Consider the following 17,455-nt stretch of genomic DNA (forward strand, 5'->3'; position numbering starts at 1 on the left):
GCCCATCTGCGAAATGGTGGTCTTAACGTTCGTCGAGGAGCGGACTGAGGTGACGCGAACCGAGGGCTCGGACAGCCTGGGCTGCTGCTGACCGCAGCGCAGACCCGACCCCTTCGCCACCTCTGGTAGCGGACAAGAAGCCAGCCAGAAACGCGTCGCCCGCCCCGTTGGTATCAACCACCGTCGCGGGTAGCGCGTCGACTTGATGCCACCCCGCGGCGTCTAAGGCGATGGCACCCTCGGAAGCCCGCGTGCACACCACGAGCTGCTTGCCCTCAGCGCGCATCTCGAGCATCAATGATCGAGGGTCTGGTAAGGCGTCGCTGCTCATGAACACGATGTCGGCTGCATCCCGAAAGGGCCGGTGATAGGCCGATTGACCGTCGTAGTCGTGTAGGTCTGTCCACACCGTTGCCTGACTCGACACGGCGTACGGGATCGCGTCTCGGGCGCGCTCGGACAGGTCGAGGACTACGTGGTCGGCACGCCCGATCGCCTCTTGCGTTTCTACCGGGACCGCTCCGGGCGGCACCGCCGGGAGGGACAGGTAGATAGACACCCGGGCGGCGCCGGCCATCAGATTCAGGTGTTGCTCGGAACGCCCGCTGGCACGCTCAAGCACCACATCGAGCCCACGATTTGTGAGGGCAGTGCGGATGAGGTCCGCCACGTCATCATCACCTACGACCGTGCTCAACAGCAGCGGCCGAACACCTAGTTCGGCGAGGTGCAACGTCTTCCCCGCGGACGTACCACCCAGCGTTGTCCACGATCCCGACGCGAACAATGTTTGCGGGCGTTGAGCGGGCAGGTGAGCTAGCTGGACAATCGTGTTCCAGGACGATGGCCCCACCACCACAACCCCATTGCTGCTTCGTGTCACACAAATGAGTATCCCCTCTGGAGCGTTCCCCCCGCCACACTGCGGCCGGCCCGAGCTGGGTTAAACCACCCCAGCCCGGGCCGGCCTGATGCTCAACCGGTCCACCACCTAACGTTCCGGTGAGGTGAGACGGGTCCAGTGAGCGACAGACGCTGCGGACCGGCAAGATTCGGTCCGAGTCGAATGAGTCGACTCCGAGCACATAGCCGTCATAGACCTGACCTAACGGCACCCGGAACGGGCAACCACCCCGGGGCCGAGAAGAACCACCACCCGTCACGAACCACCCGCCCCGGCTGGTTCCCCACCTGAGCACTGAAGGGGTCAACATCATGGTTCGCAACAAACTGGCCAGGGCAGTTTCCGCCCTGACACTCACCCTCGGAGTCACCGCCAGCGGCATAATTTGGGACTCGGTCGGAACCCAATCCGCCCCCACCACCGCCAGCGGTATTGTCTGGGACTCGGTCGGCCACCACGGCGGGTCTGCCGCGACCGATGACGGCAACCACTGGGGCTGAAGCGGTTCCAGAACCGGAGCACCGCCGCCGCCCTAACGAAGTCGTTCACCTCGCACCTATGGAATCCCCTTCGGCACAACCAGATTGGACGGCATGCCACAATGGCAATGGCCCAGTCTTCTGATGCCACGACGTGACCGTCGATTCTCCGGCTAGGTGCTGTGAGGAACTACTCGTGTTGCACCCTTGGACCCGCTGACCCGTCGAACCGTCTCGCCCCCCGGTATCGCGGTCAGCGACCCCACGGCCCCGGTGTGACGAGACCCCCGTCACGCCGGGGCCGGCCGGACACGCACATGCGGCACCACCTCGACGGCGCCCCTTCTTGCAACGAACTCGACACCTCGCGACGGCGGTCCGAACCATGTCTGAGGTTGGCGACTCTGGCGTCACCCAGATCACGAAGCCGAACCAAGTCAGCACGGAGCCTGCTGACAGCTGAACATCATGCGTCATCGCCATACCCCCTTCCTCAGAGCGGCACCGCGAGGCGAGCCCAGAACCAGTCGTCTGGGTTCACCCCAGCCCATGGCGCGCCTCACAAGGGCACTACGTCTTTGACCCACACACGAAACGTCCCGCGCCCCTACGGCCCGGTCGCTCCGCAGCCGGAGCCACACTGCCCGCTGCCGCGTGGCCCTGGGGTAGGTCGGTGGTGGGGTCGGTCTACCCGGCCCAAAGTTCTTCGACGCCCAGCCCTGCCCTGCCGTCCCACACCGACAGATGCCGTTCTGCCAGCATCTTCGCCAAGGGTCCAAGGTGCTGCGCTGTACCGTTCGTCGGCTCGTTATGCTGCAGGGATCATCGTCTCAGCGGTCCGACTCCTTGATGCCCCTCTGTGTTTCGTGGAGCCGGCACGCACTCACGCTGCAGTTCACCCCGGGTGGGCCAACCCTCCTCGGACCGATTCGGCGTAACGGACACCAACGCAGCACCCCAGCACCCCAGCATCACCGGGTCGATACGACGGGTCCATGCCAACACCTCCACTCGAGAGTCGTTGCCGGCCAGCAACATTCGGTCTATGTCGAATGAATCGACTCCGAACAGCAAGTGTCATACACCTGAGACACCCGTCCACCACACCGCCCAGTAGCCACCAAGGCGGCCACCAACCGACGACCTCGCGCGGCTGACCTGGACCCGCGGGCGAGGGTTGACCGCGCTGGCCACCGTGTCCTCACAGTGTCCGTTCGCACTGATGAAACGCTGTTCGAGAGTCGGAGCACGATCGTGAAGGATGCACACGTTTCCCCCAGGGGAGAGTCCCGCGCTGGGCTGGATAAGAGGCCCGCTCAGATCCAGGACATGTTCGATCATGTCGCCCGCCGCTATGACCTGGTGAACATGGTAATGACCGGTGGGCAAGTCCGTCGATGGCGAAAGGCTACGACGGTGGCCATCGCCCCACGTCGCGGCGAACGCATCCTTGATCTTGCTGCCGGGACGGGAACATCTTCGACGCCGCTGGTCGCAGCGGGTGCCCGGGTGGTGGCCTGTGACCGGTCAAGAGGCATGGTCGAGGTGGGACGACGCCAGTGTCCCGGACTGCAATTCGTCGAAGGGGACGCATTGGACCTTCCCTTCGACGACGCCTCGTTCGACACCGTGACTATCTCCTACGGTCTGCGCAACATCGAGAACCCCCTCGCAGCCCTTCAGGAGATGCGACGCGTCGTCAGAGACGGCGGCCGGATCGTCGTCGCAGAGTTCTCAACCCCGACCTGGGGCCTGCTCCGGGGTCTCTACCGGCACTACCTTCCACGAGCGATCCCGCTTGTTGGCCGACTCGTGTCGTCCAACCCATTGGCCTACCAGTACCTCGCTGAGTCAGTGGCCGACTGGCCAGATCAGCAGGCGCTGGATCATGTGCTCGCAACTGCGGGGTGGGCCGACGTCGGGCACCGGAATCTAACCGCGGGCATCGTCGCCCTGCACTTCGCCTGGAATGGTCATCGTCCCCGCTAGCCGTGAGCGCTGCGGGCCACGTCCAAGTTAAGTCCCACGCGCCAGGAGGTCTAGGGCCGGGCTAGTGGCTCGTGTTTGAAGTTGGCTGACGGTTGGCTTTCTTGAGGACTTGTTCGGCGATCTTGTCCACACGAACGGGTGGCAGCGGTCGTTCCAGCCATCGATGAAGGCTCGGATCTTCGCGTTGAGATCTCTGACGGACCCGAAAGAGCCGCGGTGGATGGCCTGGCGTTCGATGATCCCGAACCACACCTCGGCCAGGTTGAGCCACGACCCGGAAGTCGCGGTGTTGTGGACGTGGATCCGCGGGTTCGCCGCGAGCCAGCCCCGCACCTCGACCTTCTTGTGGGTGGCGTAGTTGTCCAGCACCAGGTGCAACGCCTGCCCATCGCCGCGGTCGGGGTAGGCCCGGGCGACCTGCTTGAGAAACGCGAGGAACTCCTGGTGGCGGTGGCGCGGTTTGCAGGCTGCGGTCACTTTTCCGGTGGCGATCTCCAGCGACGCGAACAAGGTCGAGGTCCCGGCACGAGCCGCGGCTTCAGCGTCGATGGGGTCGGACTTGCCTCGGGTACGCCGGACCCGACGGTTCGGGCGGCACACCTCGTGGACGCTCGCGCCGGCTGCTTGCAGCACTCTGCTCAGGCCTGCGCCGTAGCTGCTGGTGCCTTCGATGCCCCAACGGCAGCCCGGGCCCAGTTCGTGGGCCCACCGCAACAGGTCTTTGAGCCCAGCCGGGTCAGTGCTGCTGGCATGTTCACCCAGCCGGCGGCCGAGGCCATCGACCGCGACGGCAACGTGGAGATCCTTGTGGGTATCGACGCCGACAATGACGGCGCCGACGCCGGTAGCGCCGTGGAGTTCTTCTGGCATGGCTGGTGGTGCCACCTTCGGTATGGATCGGATACGTGTGGCGGGCCAGCAGCCGACGGGTTGTCGACAGCACAGTGATGAGGGCCTGTTCGCCCAGGCTTCTATCAAGTCAGGCAACGCGTCTAGTAATCGCTGGCTCGCAGGTCCTGAGGCGGTCGACCAATCCGTTCAAAGGCAACCCGTGAGGGCGCCGGTGTTTCTGCGAGTCAGACCGCCTCAGGACTTGCCAACCAGTCTCACTGTGTTTCTGGCATGTGATCTCAGAGGTTTTCGTCGGCCGGCATGCGGTCAGCGAAGGTGACGGCGAAAGCGTTGAGGGCGGGCTTCCACCGCATGGTCCATCGTGCCTGCCCCGTGCCCTTGGGGTCCAGCCCCCGCGTCACCAGGTACAGACACTTCAACGCGGCCTGCTCCGTGGGGAAGTGACCCCGCGCCCCGACCGCCCGCCGGTAGCGGGCGTTCAGAGACTCGATCGCGTTCGTAAAGAACAGGATCCGGCGGATCTCGACGTCGTAGAGGCTGTCGCAAAATGGGGTGTCGCGGCGGGGCTCTGGGACTCCGGTTTGGGAGTACGGTGTGTGGCCAACTCCTACCGCCCAGTGCGGCGTGATCAGGCGTTTCTTCTCGCCCCGGACATGCGCGAGTGGCTCCCCGCGGACCACTTGGTGTGGTTCCTGCTCGACACGTTGGACGCGGTGGATACCAGCGACTTTGACCGGTGCCGTCGTCTCGGTGGGGTAGGCGCCCGCGGGTATGACCCGACCATGCTGCTTGGTCTGCTGATGTACGCCTACTGCCGTGGGGTGCGGTCCTCGCGTCAGGTCGAGCGGTTGTGCGCCATGGATGTGGCGTTCCGGGTGCTGTGCGTCCAAGACGTTCTTGACCACAGCACGATCGCGCGGTTCCGTGTGGACTGCCAAGACGCGTTCGCGGCGTTGTTCACTCAAGTGTTGCTGGTCGCCGCCCATGCTGGGCTGGCCCGGTTCGGGACAGTCGCGATCGACGGCACCAAGATCGCGGCTAACGCTTCGCTGGACGCCAACCGCGGCCAGGAGTGGCTGGAGCGTCAGGTGGGCGAGATGATCGCGGACGCCGAGCAGACCGACGCGGCCGAGGACGCAGCCGCCGCCTGCGGAGGCGAGGGATCCTCGGACCGGGTTCCCGGGCCGCTGGGTGATCGCTCCGGCCGGGCTCGGCGGATCCGTGCGGCGGCCGCTGAGGTCGCAGCCCAAGCCGGGCGGCGAGCCCGCGCGGACCAAAGGCGGGACGAGGCGGCCGTGGAGCGTCGCCGGCGCTCAGAGGCCGGCGAACCGGTGCGCGGTCGTATCCCTGAGGGGCCGCACCGCCTCGGTGAGGCCCAAGCGCACTTGGCGCGCGAGGTCGCCGAGCATCAGGGCAAGCTTGATCGGCGTGCGGCCGCCGTCGCGCAGGGTCGGGCCCTGCCGGGGCGGCCTCCGGTACCGATGGAGGCCAGCAGCCGGGTGGCGCGCGCCCGCCGGGTGGTCCAAGCTGCGGAGCAGGCCGCTGAGCCGGTTCACGCCAAAGCAACCAAGTCGAGCCGGGCAGCGGCGGCAGGCCTGCCGAAAGTCGTTGCGAACACGACCGATCCGCAGTCTCGGATCATGCCCACACGCAAGGGTTTCGTACAGGGCTACAACACCCAGGTCGCGGTGACCGCCGATCAGATCATCGTCGCTGTCCAAGTTGGACAGGCCACCACCGACCAAGGCTCGTTCGTGCCGATGCTCAACGCCGCACAGGAAGCCGCTGCGTTGCTGCATGCGCACACCGGCAACGAGGAGCACGTGATCGGCACGGTCCTTGCCGACGCCGGGTACGCCAGCGACACCAACCTCCTCGGCGCCCGGCCCGCCGCGGCTGATCGCTCTGGGCAAGAACCGGGACCAGTTCCGCGCTGCGAAGACGAGGCCTGCGACGGGAGCGCCACCACCGGGGGCCACACCGCGCCAGGCGATGGAGCATCGGTTGCGCACCACCGAGGGTGTCGAGCAGTACAAGCGGCGAGGATCGACCGTCGAACCTGGTATCGGGAACCTGAAGAAGATCATCGACCGCTTCTCCCGCCGAGGCCTGGACAACGCCCTCAGCGAGATCCAACTCGCCGCGACCGCTTTCAACCTCCTGAAGATCCACCGCGCAACCGCCTAAGCGCGAACGGGTAAACCCCTGCACACGACCACAAGAGACCGGGTTAGGACCCGGACCTCACGCGGCCGCTCCAGTGTCGGCGCCGAACCCCATTTCGCGACAGCCTCCGTACGCGAGGAACGGGGTGAACTCCTCCCACGCGGCCCGCCACAGCTTCGGGATCGCGGGGTAGGGCTTGCCCCACTTCTCCTCGAGCTCCTCGAACCCAGCCCACGCCGCCTCGACCGAGGGCGCGGTGTAGATCGCCCGCAGGTCTTTGGTCAGCTGGTCCCAGTACGTGCGGGAGGCGTAGCGCAGCGTGGCCCGGATGAGGTGGATCACGCACGCCTGCACGATCGCGGCCGGGAAGACCGCGTTGACGCTGTCCGGCAGGCCCTTGAGGCCGTCGCAGACGACGAAGAACACGTCGGCCACACCGCGGTTCTTCAGGTCCGCGAGCACGCTCATCCAAAACTTCGCCGACTCCCCCCCGCCTTTACCGGCCCACAACCCGAGCACGTCCCGCCGGCCACCCAGGTCGACCCCGATCGCGGCGTAGAACGGCTGGTTACCGACCTGACCGTCCCTGACCTTTACGTAAATCGCGTCGATGAAGATCGCCGCATACACCCCCTGCAGGGGCCGTGACGCCCACCCCTGCATCTCCTCGACAACCTTGTCGGTGATCCGACTGACGGTGTCCTTGGAGATGGACGCGCCGTAGATCTCGGCGAAGTGCGCGGAGATCTCACCGGTGGTCAACCCCTTGGCGTACAACGAGATCGCGATCGCGTCGACGTCGATCAGGCGCCGCTGCCGCTTCGCCACGATGACCGGCTCGAACGTGCCGGCCCGGTCCCGGGGGACCTCGATGGCGACCTCCCCGGCGGCGTCGGTCAGCACCGTCTTGGGTCGGGTGCCGTTACGCACGTTCCCGCCCGGGTCGGCTGTAGGTCGGTGTTTCTCGTGGCCGAGGTGCTCGGTCATCTCCTCGTCCAGCGCGGCCTGCAAGACGGTGGCCGTGATCATCTTCAGCAGCCCGTCCGGGCCGGTCAGGTCATCCCCGCGGGCGCGGGCGGCCTTGACCAGCTCCCGCACCGCGGCCCGTTCAGCCTCACCTGGCTTGGCGGTCTTCTTCGCGTCCTTTGGCATCGAGCTCATGCTCGAGTGTGTCGTGGTCATCGGTGACCAGCCTTCCTCGCCGACCCTGTCGGCGCGTTGGGCCAGAAACACCGTTGGGCGGACAGACCCCCGTTCCACAGACCGTGAATGAAAGCTTCGCTTCCGGTCTTAGTCCTGGATCGTGGGCAAGGACGCTAACGCGGAGGCGATCGTCTCCACCAGCAGTCGAGCGCAGGCGCCGTCGGGGTCAAGATCGGGGTCGTAGACCGTGATTTGCAGACCACACGCCTGGGGCAGAACGGTGCGGAGAAGATCGCTCAGCTCGTCGGGGGTGACGCCGCCAGCATCGGGGCTGTCGACCGCGGGAAGGTAGGCCGGGTCCACCACATCGACATCGAGGTGGATCCAGTACCCATCGAGCTCGGGCCTACTGACCACGGCCAGGGCGCGGCGGGCCGCGTTGGCAGGATCGTGCCGCCATTGCGAGGCTGGCACGAGGTCGGCGATGTCTTCGCGCACCTCGGAAAGGTTCTCGTCGTCATCTCGGCATCCCAGGTGCACCGTGTCGCTGGGGTTGAAGTAGGGGCCGAGGTTGTCGAGGTTCGCCACGCTGGGCCAATGTTTACCGGTGGCGGCGGCGAGGTCTTCCCCGGCCAAACTGGAACATTGCTCGGAGTTGGCGGGGTTGCGGTAGTCGGTGTGGCCATCAAGGTGAATCAGCCCGAAACGGCCGCGGCGGCGTAGGTGCACCCCAGCCGCGAGCAGGATGCTGCAGTCGCCGCCGAGCACGAGGGTCTGGGCGTCGCGGGGAACTTGGTCGAGGCGATCTGCCAGCAGCCGCGTGTACGCGACGATCAGATCCTGGTTTCGAAGCCGGCCCGGCTGAGCGTCGTCGAGGTAACGACCGGGCAACACCACCCCCAGGTCCCGCTCCGGGCTCACCTGCAGGCGACGCCATAGGCCGGCATCACGCAAAGCTTCGGGTGCGCGGCACGTCCCTGGCACGGCCGTGGGTGCCGGAGGCCGCAACCCCAGATTGCTCGGAGCACAGATCACGTACACACAGCCACCCTCGTCGTTCATCATGGGACACGTAAACCATATCCCGGTGATCCATGGTCATACGGAGCGAGGTCGTTGCGCGCCTTTCATCATGGGTCTGTGGTCTCGCGGCCGTCGATGGTGAGTGCTGCGAGGGCGGCGGTGCCTCGAAGCAGCGCCTTGGACCTGGTCTGGATGCTGGGCCAAAGGAAGCACGCCGGCGGCCTCGAGCTTGCGGACCTGTTGGATCGAGCAGCCTGCGCTGCGGGCGACGTCGACGGTGCGCACTGAACCCTCCACAAGCACTCGAATGATTCGGTTGAACCATGACTATCGATGAGATCAGCAGGTACGTCGAGTCCTTCGGGGGCGTCCTCACCGTGCAACCCACCCCTGGTGACGGGTCGCCCGAGGTGGCGTGGGGTGACCTGTTCTTCTACTACGCCCCGGACGGGAAGGTCCCGAACGGTCAACCGTTCGCGACTGTGGTGACCAAGGACTACCCCGGGGAGCCATCATCAAGGCTCGCGTCAGGGGTCTTCCGGCTCAACATCGACGCGGGACGTCGAGGGCAGCCCGAGAGCCAAGACCCCAGCAGGCGCGATGGAGTTCTTCCTCACCCCGTATAGGGCCCGTTGGGATGGGTCTGCATCGTGCAGCCAGGACCCCAGACCGCCGAGGAACTGCGGGCACTGCTGCGTGAGGCCCACTTTGCTGCTCAGCGTCGCTGGAACAGACGCCACGCCTGACCACTGCCCTTGAGCGCGATGGCGCCTTTCATGGTCTGTCGGCCGCGTGGAGCTACGCCCGGTGGAGGACCCGCATGCCGTGTTCAGGCCTCGGCACCCGAGCCTGACTCTCCTGGCACCGACAACGACGTAGCACGAAGCACCTGCGCAAACGGTTCGATAGCCGATCCGCAGACGGCACGCACACATGCTCGTTCATCGAGTTGCCTCAGGGCTGGGCGGCGACGGGCTCTTCTAGGCCGGTCAGGCCGCGGCGAATCATCGCGCCGTAGCCGTCGTCGGGCAACGCATTGAGCGCGGCGAGCCCGGCGCTGAGTTGATCTCGTGCTTCAGAGGTGCGGCCCGCCGCAGGTAGCCATCGCCGAGGTTCAGGTGCAGGCTCGGGGCCAGACCTGCAGCAGCGGGAACGCCCACCGGGGCCAGGTCAACGTCGCTGACGTGAGCGAACGAGGCAAGAGCCTGTTCGTCCCAACCGACCTCGGCGGCGAGGTCGGTCTCCAGATCAGCCAAGTAGTGCGCTAGCTAACCGAACAGCCTCGATGGATCATCGTCGTACACCACCGATCAGGACTTGACCCCGGGCTCACCGCGCTGACCCTCCTGATGGCGCAAGCACCCGCTGGGGCCACCGACCAACCACCTTTCTCGCCGGATCGACAGCGGACGCCTGCTAAACAGGTTGCTTCCCCGTCACACCACGTTGGGTGCCTGGTCCGAAGTGCCTCATTGACTTCAACGAGGCTTGAGGTCAGAGACTCGTGTGATGACCAACGACAACCTCCTTGAGGCGCTAGACCGACTTCGCGACACCGGGCCGGAGTTCGGTGGTTTCCTGGCTAACCACGGCCCCATGGCCGCTGAAGCCTTGACGCAGATGGACGCAGCCTCGGCCGTCCCTGCCTGGGTTGATCGTTACCGCACCCGCCTGGACGCGGCACCGACGGTCGGCCACGGCATTGCGCGTAGCCAGTGGCGCGAGCACCTGGGCAACGAACGCCTGATCGGTGACTGGACGGGGCTGATGCGCCGCGAGATCGGTGAGCAGCCCTGGCAGGACATGCTTGGCACCTGGTGGCCCCGGCTGCTTCCCGGCATGGCGGCCAGTGCCACCCACGGCGTCATCCGGGTCGCCCACGCTGTACGTTCTCTGCGTTCTGCAGGTAGGGAGCCAGAGGAGTTGCTCACTGACGAACTGGCTCAAGGCCTGGCGTTCTGGGCCGCCCGCTATCAAACGGTTCCAGGAGCTCCGGACCTGCACGGGTCGGACGCGGCTGTTGTCGCGACCGCCCACCTGCCGCGTCTGGATCCGAGCCTCCCAGGCCGGGGTGAAGGCATCACCGGTCGGCTCTTGGCCCTGGACCATCTGCCGAGGTTGCCGCATGCCTTGAACGCGTGGGGAGCACCGGCTGACCCGGACCTGGCCCTGGATGAGCTGATCGGGGCCAGCGCGCGCGTCCTCGCTGCTCGCGATGATGCACCCATTGCCTTCTGTCACGCGGTCACCGCACCCGCCGCGGTGCGTCTGGTCCTTCCCGAACTAGACGCGGGCCTCGCCGTCGCGAGTGTCGCCGTCAGCTGGCAGGTCGTCGGATCGATCATCGCGGCGTACGCCGCTCCACGCCACGAAGCTGAGTCCCACGACGCTCAGGAACTGCCATCAAGCGAGGTCGACGAGCTGTCGCATCGGGCTGTCCAACATGGCGACGAACATGTCATCAAACTGACCGAAGCCTGCCTGCGCGAGCACGCCCGGACCGGCGATGACACGCTCCTGGTGGCCGCACGCCGGTTCCGTGACCGAGTCGGCGTCGACAGGTAGCCCTGAGGTGGCCAACCCGGGTTGGGTGCTGGTCGGGCCCGAGCTCGTCCACCTCTCACCGACGCGCAGTGGGGCCGAGCTCATCGTGCGTTCGGGACTGAGACAACCCGCTTGGTCCTCACCGTCACGCCAGCCGGCTTCGTATCGTCGTCCAAGTGTACTACGTGCGTGAGTACTGACCGCAGTTGAGCGCTGGTTGTGACCGCATCGGAACGCCGCTGCCATGACTACATCCGGCACGGCACCAGCACCCTGTTCGCGGCAATAGAGATCGCGAAGTGCAAGGTCACCCGGGCCTGCAAACCGCGCCACCGCAACCAGGAGTTCCTCGCGTTTCTAGGGCAGGTCGCTCGCGCGCGCCTACCCCGACGAGGGCACTGGGACCGAGCTGCACCTAGCGATGGACAACTACGCCGCGCACAGGCACTCGAACATCAAGGCCTGGCTCGCAGCATGTCTGACAAAACCGGGGCCATTCTTTGACCCCCACTGACCTCCAGTACCTTGACAAGTTCTGACCGCCCGGGGAGACGGGACCGCTCGTCACGCAAACCCACCAACCCGCCGCCACAGTGAGACATCCGAGTGCCGCTTGACCCGAAGTGCACTCCAGGTTGTCTACTACTTTCATGGCCGAGACGAACGTGGAGTGGTTGACACCGAAGGAGATGGCGACCCGGTGCGGTATCAGCCCAGAAACGTTGCGCTACTACGAGCAGGAAGGTTTGCTCAACGTCGTGGCACGCAACGCTGGGAATCAGCGCCGATACGACGCGGACGATGTCGCATGGGTCGAGGTTCTGCGGTGTCTGCGGGTAACGGCACTGCCAATTCGCGAGCTCAAGCGTTTCGCAGAGCTGGTGCGCCAAGGAAACGACGGACTGGCGGGACGCATCGACCTGCTCAAGGCCCACCGCCGCGAGGTCCTGGCCCAGCGCCGCGCACTGGACGGCGCGTTGAAGATGATCGCCCACAAGATCGATGTCTACGCCCAGCAACTCGATTCGGTGCCGCCGGTGGACACCCACGGGATGAACACGACTCCCACCCTGCGAGGTCAAGGCGTCCGGCGCGCGCTGTAGCCAGTCAGATTAGTCAGTGTCATGGAGCCGAACCCATACGAGGGGCCGGCCGAGGCGAAAGGGAGTTGCAGCACGTGAGAACAGCACGCAGAAGGTTGGGTCCGTGGTCGGTGCCACCCGTTGGGCTAGGCGCGATGCCGATGTCGTGGGAGCCGATGCTGGACCATCGCGACCGTGCTATCGCCACGGTTCACGCCGCCTTGGACGTCGGTGTGCGCCTCTTCGACACCGCCAACATCTACGCGCCGAGCTGGGAACGAGTGGGCCACGGTGAAGCCCTGCTGGCCGAGGCCCTTGCCACCTGGACCGGGACGGCACCGGACGTGGTGGTGTCGTCCAAGGCAGGGATCGACTGGGGCCCGGGCGGGGCGGTTCGAAATGCAAACCGAGATCACCTGCGCGCCGCCTGTGAAGCAAGCCTGACCGCGCTCGAGTGTGAGCGCATCGACCTGTACTACCTGCACTGGCCGGCCCGGGCGCCATCGTTCGCGCGTCAAGTTGAGAACATGCTGGCCCTTCAGTCCGATGGGCTAGTCCAACGTGTGGGTCTGTCTAACATCGACGCCCGACAACTGGCTGTCGCCCTCGACGTGGGCGGAGCGGTCGATGTCGGGGGCATCATCGCGGTCCAGAACGAGTACTCCCCACGCTTTCGGGCTCACCCTGACGTCATCCAGCGCACCAACGAGGCTGGCGTCGCTTTCTTACCCTGGAGCCCCTTTGGTGGAGCCGACCGAGCCCACAAGGTCGGGACGCAGTACGCCGCTTTCGAGGACGTCGCGGACGCGCACGGGCGCAGCGTGTATCAGGTGGCCTTAGCCTGGCACCTGCGCACGTCGCCGAACGTCATCACCATCCCAGGAAGCACACGGCCCGAGTCAATCAACGACTGCTTCGCGGCTCTCGACCTGGACCTATCCGACGACGAGTTTGAGACGCTCTCGGTGACCACTCCGGAAGGAACATCCCAGTACCCAAGCGACGAACCCGCTCCCCCGTTGTGGTAGCTCAGCACGAATTGTGCCAGGCCCAGTTCGTAGTGGGCGGTAGAAGGGTTTGGTGATATTCCCAGGACCCGCGCTGGTTCGGGCCGTACGCGACGAGCTAGGGTTTGACCCGGGCCGGGTGGGTGGCTTGGCGTGTCGCCGTTCGCGGACCTCCCGCCGCAAGGCAGGAGGCGGTGCGTGGTGGCCACAAAGCACAGGTAGTCGCCCTGCACCGAGCAGGGTCGCGTGGACCTCGGCGGGGCCATGTCCACGAACCGTTCCGAGCGCGACACGGCCAGCACGGCTGCCGCTTCCGCTGGTGACAGGGCCCGCGCCTGGCGTCGCGGCTCCCGCTCGGGCAGCGCGGACGGGTGGCGCGACACCCACCAGCGGGGTCAGCTCGGTGATTGTGTCATCGAGCAGGACCCGGCATGTCCTTGCTGCGGTCGGTCGAGAGCTGGCCCAACAGCGCTGAGAGGTCTAGAGCTGCGCACCAGCCCAGTCGGGTGAAGGCTTTCGTCATCCTTTGTCAGGACCGTCAACTCCACCCACTGCGCCGGTTCCCGGCGCGAGGTCGGGGGGCTCTCCCAACTCTAGAGTCGCGAGGCGTTGCGGGTCAGTAACGGACACGATGTCAAGGATCCGACCACCGACCACGGTGCACGCCATCACACTCAGCGGCCGTCCATCCAACGACCACACAACAATTCCGGGCTGGCCGTTGACCCGCACTGATCGAGCTGACCCTTTAGCGCGCGCACCGCGTTGCGCGCGACTGGCCACGGCTGTCGACCCCAGCTTCACGACGACACCTCGTGCGGTGTGGCTTCGCCACACGACGTCAGGGTCTAACACCTGCAGGAGCCCACCGAAATCCCCGTGCCGTGCGGCGTCGAGAAAGGCGTCGACCACCGCGCGCTCTTGGCGCCGAGAAACCGTGGCGCGATGCGTGCCGTGGACCTTTCGGCGAGCCCGGCTCGCGGCCACCTTGGCCGCGTCCCCTGACCTGCCGATGATCTGGCCGATCTCCTCAAATGGGATCGCAAACATGTCGTGCAGCACAAACGCCACCCGCTCGGCCGGACCGAGCGCCTCGAGCACCACCAAAAGCGCCAAAGAGACTGATTCGGCGAGCACCGCGCCGTCCTCGAGTGATCCGTCCCCCTCCTCAGTGATGAGCAGTTCCGGTATTTCGTCGTATAAGACTTCAGGTTTGGTTTTTCGCGATCGCAGCACGTCAATGCAGATCCGACTCACCACGGTCGTCGACCAGCCGGAGAGGTTCTCGACGATGCCAGCATCCTGGCGGGCTAAGCGCAGCCACGCCTCTTGCACCACGTCCTCGGCGTCCGCCTTCGACCCCAGCATCCGGTAAGCCACTGCCATCAGTCGCCTACGTTCTTCCTCGAAGGCTTCCGCCAGGGGCTCGTCCGCTTTCACCACATCGCAGCCTTTCATCAGGTACTCCCGCACCCAAGTGACGGATCCAGAGAGCCGAGGTAACCCTGTCAGGTATCTCGATCAGACCTCAGGGAGCAGAAACCGGTCGTCCGTCCTGGGCGAGCGCTGTTACCAACCGTAGGGCCCGGGCGTCGTAGTAGTGAGGTCTCACCACCCGACAGACGAAAACCGGAACATGTAGCGCATCAACCGCTCACGCAAGGAGCACCATGAACACTGCCTTATGGATCACTACCGGGCTGCTGGCCGGGGGTCGCCCTGCTCGCTGGCTTGACGAAGACGTTCCTACCCAAGAAGAGGCTAGCCGCGCAGCACGGGGGCGAGTGGACCGGGCAGGCCAGTAGGGGCTTCGTCAAAACGCTCGGCGTCCTCGAGCTGCTGGCAGCGGTGGGCCTGATCCTGCCCGGCGCGCTCAATATCGCGCCTGTCATGGTCTCAGTGACGGCCCTCTGCTGGATCCTGCTGATGGTCGGGGCGATGATCACTCATGGACGACTAGGCCAGTTCAGGCTCGTGCTTTTGAACCTGATCTACCTTGCCATGGCTGCATTCGTGGCCTTTGGACGCCTAGGGCCGGAGCCATTCCCGAGCTGACTGAGCCCTGATCCACCGATGCTGATTCCGGAAATTGCCGTCGGCGTTTTCGTCGGGTGATTCTTGCGCGGTTGGTTTGTGGGTGTGGCGGATCGGCCGGTCTGTCCGGCTCTTCCACGTCGGGTCTTTCCTCGGGGCCGTTCGGGCCGTGGTAGTCAGGGTGTGGTGGCGGTGGCCCAGAGGTCTTGCCACGCGGGCGCCCAGCGCCAGTCGGTCGGCAGGTGCAGCACCAGGCGCCGGGCCGAGGACGTGATCCGCGCGGGGACTGAGATGAGCTGGGTGCGCAGGGTCGCCCATCGGGCTTTCGCATGCCGGGCGGAGGCGGTGGCGCCGGCGGCGCGGAGCAGGTTGAACGCGACGGCGGCCAGGGCGAGCCAGGCGCCGTTGGCCTGGAACTTCCCGGAGGGGGCATGCGCGAGGGGGCCGTCCTTCAGCTCGGCGATGACCTGCTCGATGATGGCGTGCTCGCGGTGGGTCTCGTCCGCATTCACCGTGGTCAAGGTGCTGTTGGTGACGAACGCGTGGTGGCGCCAGGTGGGGAACAGCTCGTCCTGCCCGGCCGCCGAGGCGGGGTTCAGGCGCGCGACGCGGCGCACGACGAGCCGGCAGGTCACCTGGCGTTTCTTGGGGTGGGAGGTGAACGCGGTGAAGACCGTTTCGGCGACCTGCGCCTGCGAGATCCACCGGCGTTCCGCCTCGTCCCAGATCGCCCGCGGGTACTTGATCGTGGCCCACGCCTGCTCGGGGATCGCCGTGATCGCTCTCTTCACAGCGGGGTCCATCCGTGCGGTGACCGAGAACTGGGCTTTGGCGGCCAGGGCTGCGGCGATGACGTCCTGGCGGTAGTAGCCCGAGTCGGCCCGGACCAGCACCTGTCCGACCACCCCCGCCGTGCGGGCAGCACTGACCGCGTCCCCGATCCGGCGGGCCGCGCCGTGCCCGGAGATGCTGTTGCCCTTCCGCAGCCGGGTCGCGGAGATCACCGGAGCGCAGGTCGGGGAGGACAGGGCCGCGATCTGAGCATTCACGCCCTTCACGCCGGAGTAGCCGTAGGCGGCGCCCTGCTTGGCGTAGCCGTGGACCTGCCGGATGGTGTCGTCCACATCGATGAACGCCATCGCCTCGGTCCCGGCCAACAGCCGCGGCGTAAGAGTCGCGAGCCCGGCCAGGGTGCGGGCGGCGACCGCGTCGAGCTGGCGGACGTGCCCGAAGGTGAACGCGCGCAGGAACGTGCCGTACCTCGAGGGCGCCCGGACCCCGGCGAAGACTTTGGCTCATGCCGCCGTGGCGCAGCACGTCGAGGTCATCGATGCTGTCCGCGCCGGCGAGCATTCCCGCGATCACCCCGGTCGTCTTCGCGGCCGCGTTCGGCGATGCCACGCTCAGATGCTGCTCGAGCAGCTCGTGCAGGCCGGCGCGTTCGGCCAGCCGCAGCACCGGGACCAGCCCGGCCGAGCCGACCAGGTTCGGGTCATCGAAAACCGCGGAAACCTTGTGCGATGCTTGCACTTGTCGGATGCCCCTCTGGACGGCACGGATCAGACCCTAGACAAGTCCAATCCTCCCGCCCCGCAGGGGCATTCGCACGTCCCGACTCGCTACACCCGCCCACCAATCGGTGGATCAGGGCTGAACTCACGTGGCGAAGGTACCTGAGCGAATCACGACAACCGTGGCCCGTCACTGTCGACTCGGTCAGCCCAAGTCAATCTGCATGTCCGATCTGGCGGTGTAGCGGCTGCCGCAGGCGGCGTCGAGTTCGCGGAGCAGTTTCCGGATACCGCTTCGACCTCGAACCGCTCGTAAGAACGTGGTCAAAGCCGATAGCACCCGGATCTGGCAACTGCCATCGTTTAGCTCTCCTACAGGTTGGTCGCGAACGACACTGCCTTGTTGCATGATTCGGTCAGGGTCGAATGGGCCGCGCGCGCCCCCAAAGATGTCGCAGAGCCAACCCAAACGGCACCACCCGAGAATAGGTCACCACCGCTGCCCACCGTCACGGGCGCTTTGGTAATTGCGGTGGCCCGTTCGATGGCCAGTGTCACACTGATAGAGCCTCGTTCGGAAGCGTCACGCATCATGCTGGCGTGAACTGGAGAAGAGGCAACACGACCTCGTCGACGATTTGGGCGCATAGCGGATCCTCGATCCGTCCTTCCCATAGGTAGTGCTGTCGCAGCACGGCGTGCCCGGCTTCGAGCTGGCGGG

General features: G+C 66.0%; 11 protein-coding genes and 7 pseudogenes. 9 read left to right on the forward strand and 9 right to left on the reverse strand.

Annotated features, from left to right (window positions below):
• Nucleotides 1-22: 22 nt before the first annotated feature.
• The gene (locus BA895_RS07080) at nucleotides 23-883 is read right to left on the reverse strand and encodes a carbohydrate kinase family protein (RefSeq protein ID WP_070191183.1); all 861 of its coding nucleotides are present in this window, start codon (nucleotides 881-883) and stop codon (nucleotides 23-25) included.
• Nucleotides 884-1,215: 332 nt separating this feature from the next.
• On the opposite strand from BA895_RS07080, the gene BA895_RS23450 reads away from it, so the two are divergent.
• Together BA895_RS23450 and BA895_RS07085 are read left to right on the forward strand one after the other, a co-directional pair.
• Nucleotides 1,216-1,404: a hypothetical protein gene (locus BA895_RS23450; protein WP_139142539.1), complete on the forward strand. Its 189-nt coding sequence runs from the start codon at nucleotides 1,216-1,218 to the stop codon at nucleotides 1,402-1,404.
• Between the two features lie 1,233 nt (nucleotides 1,405-2,637).
• Nucleotides 2,638-3,372 (forward strand): class I SAM-dependent methyltransferase, encoded by a 735-nt coding sequence (locus BA895_RS07085; RefSeq protein ID WP_256388432.1) that lies wholly within the window; start codon nucleotides 2,638-2,640, stop codon nucleotides 3,370-3,372.
• 27 nt (nucleotides 3,373-3,399) lie between these two features.
• Here the strand turns inward: BA895_RS07085 and BA895_RS24865 are convergent.
• The 3 pseudogenes from BA895_RS24865 to BA895_RS23015 all read right to left on the reverse strand — a co-directional run.
• A pseudogene (locus BA895_RS24865) lies at nucleotides 3,400-3,900 on the reverse strand (IS630 family transposase); the annotation flags it as partial.
• Between the two features lie 45 nt (nucleotides 3,901-3,945).
• Nucleotides 3,946-4,242: pseudogene (locus BA895_RS24870) on the reverse strand (transposase); the annotation flags it as partial.
• 260 nt (nucleotides 4,243-4,502) lie between these two features.
• Nucleotides 4,503-4,775: pseudogene (locus tag BA895_RS23015) on the reverse strand (transposase); the annotation flags it as partial.
• A gap of 249 nt (nucleotides 4,776-5,024) precedes the next feature.
• Here BA895_RS23015 and BA895_RS24875 point away from each other — a divergent pair.
• A pseudogene (locus BA895_RS24875) lies at nucleotides 5,025-5,132 on the forward strand (transposase); the annotation flags it as partial.
• 1,084 nt (nucleotides 5,133-6,216) lie between these two features.
• Nucleotides 6,217-6,411, forward strand: coding sequence for a transposase (locus tag BA895_RS24370; RefSeq protein WP_254666371.1), 195 nt, complete (start codon nucleotides 6,217-6,219; stop codon nucleotides 6,409-6,411).
• Between the two features lie 108 nt (nucleotides 6,412-6,519).
• On the opposite strand, the pseudogene BA895_RS07100 reads toward BA895_RS24370, so the two are convergent.
• A pseudogene (locus BA895_RS07100) lies at nucleotides 6,520-7,542 on the reverse strand (IS256 family transposase); the annotation flags it as partial.
• A 138-nt stretch (nucleotides 7,543-7,680) separates the two neighbouring features.
• Nucleotides 7,681-8,598 carry an arginase family protein gene (locus BA895_RS07105; RefSeq protein ID WP_371327700.1) on the reverse strand — a complete coding sequence of 306 codons (918 nt, stop codon included), beginning with the start codon at nucleotides 8,596-8,598 and terminating at the stop codon, nucleotides 7,681-7,683.
• Nucleotides 8,599-8,879: 281 nt separating this feature from the next.
• Between BA895_RS07105 and BA895_RS07110 the strand changes: the two are divergent.
• Nucleotides 8,880-9,302 (forward strand): annotated as a pseudogene (locus BA895_RS07110) (DUF6194 family protein).
• Nucleotides 9,303-9,560: 258 nt separating this feature from the next.
• Here BA895_RS07110 and BA895_RS07115 read toward each other — a convergent pair.
• Entirely contained in the window at nucleotides 9,561-9,812 is a 252-nt protein-coding gene (locus BA895_RS07115; RefSeq protein WP_070191186.1) for a hypothetical protein, read from the reverse strand.
• Nucleotides 9,813-10,065: 253 nt separating this feature from the next.
• On the opposite strand from BA895_RS07115, the gene BA895_RS07120 reads away from it, so the two are divergent.
• The 3 genes from BA895_RS07120 (at nucleotide 10,066) to BA895_RS07130 (ending at nucleotide 13,210) form a co-directional block, all read left to right on the forward strand.
• The gene (locus BA895_RS07120) at nucleotides 10,066-11,121 is read left to right on the forward strand and encodes a questin oxidase family protein (protein WP_070191187.1); all 1,056 of its coding nucleotides are present in this window, start codon (nucleotides 10,066-10,068) and stop codon (nucleotides 11,119-11,121) included.
• A gap of 629 nt (nucleotides 11,122-11,750) precedes the next feature.
• Entirely contained in the window at nucleotides 11,751-12,203 is a 453-nt protein-coding gene (locus tag BA895_RS07125; protein ID WP_070191188.1) for a MerR family transcriptional regulator, read from the forward strand.
• 110 nt (nucleotides 12,204-12,313) lie between these two features.
• Nucleotides 12,314-13,210, forward strand: a complete 897-nt coding sequence (locus tag BA895_RS07130; RefSeq protein WP_256388433.1) for an aldo/keto reductase — start codon at nucleotides 12,314-12,316, stop codon at nucleotides 13,208-13,210.
• Nucleotides 13,211-13,708: 498 nt separating this feature from the next.
• On the opposite strand, the gene BA895_RS07135 is transcribed toward BA895_RS07130, so the two are convergent.
• The gene (locus BA895_RS07135) at nucleotides 13,709-14,662 is read right to left on the reverse strand and encodes a sigma-70 family RNA polymerase sigma factor (protein WP_254666368.1); all 954 of its coding nucleotides are present in this window, start codon (nucleotides 14,660-14,662) and stop codon (nucleotides 13,709-13,711) included.
• Between the two features lie 246 nt (nucleotides 14,663-14,908).
• Between BA895_RS07135 and BA895_RS07140 the strand changes: the two genes are divergently transcribed.
• On the forward strand, nucleotides 14,909-15,244 hold the full coding sequence (locus BA895_RS07140; RefSeq protein WP_256388434.1) for a DoxX family protein: 336 nt from the start codon (nucleotides 14,909-14,911) through the stop codon (nucleotides 15,242-15,244).
• Nucleotides 15,245-15,399: 155 nt separating this feature from the next.
• Here the strand turns inward: BA895_RS07140 and BA895_RS07145 are convergent.
• Nucleotides 15,400-16,753, reverse strand: a pseudogene (locus BA895_RS07145) (IS1380 family transposase).
• Nucleotides 16,754-17,455: the final 702 nt, after the last annotated feature.

It is taken from the genome of Humibacillus sp. DSM 29435 (assembly GCF_001758225.1).
GTDB lineage: Bacteria > Actinomycetota > Actinomycetes > Actinomycetales > Dermatophilaceae > DSM-29435.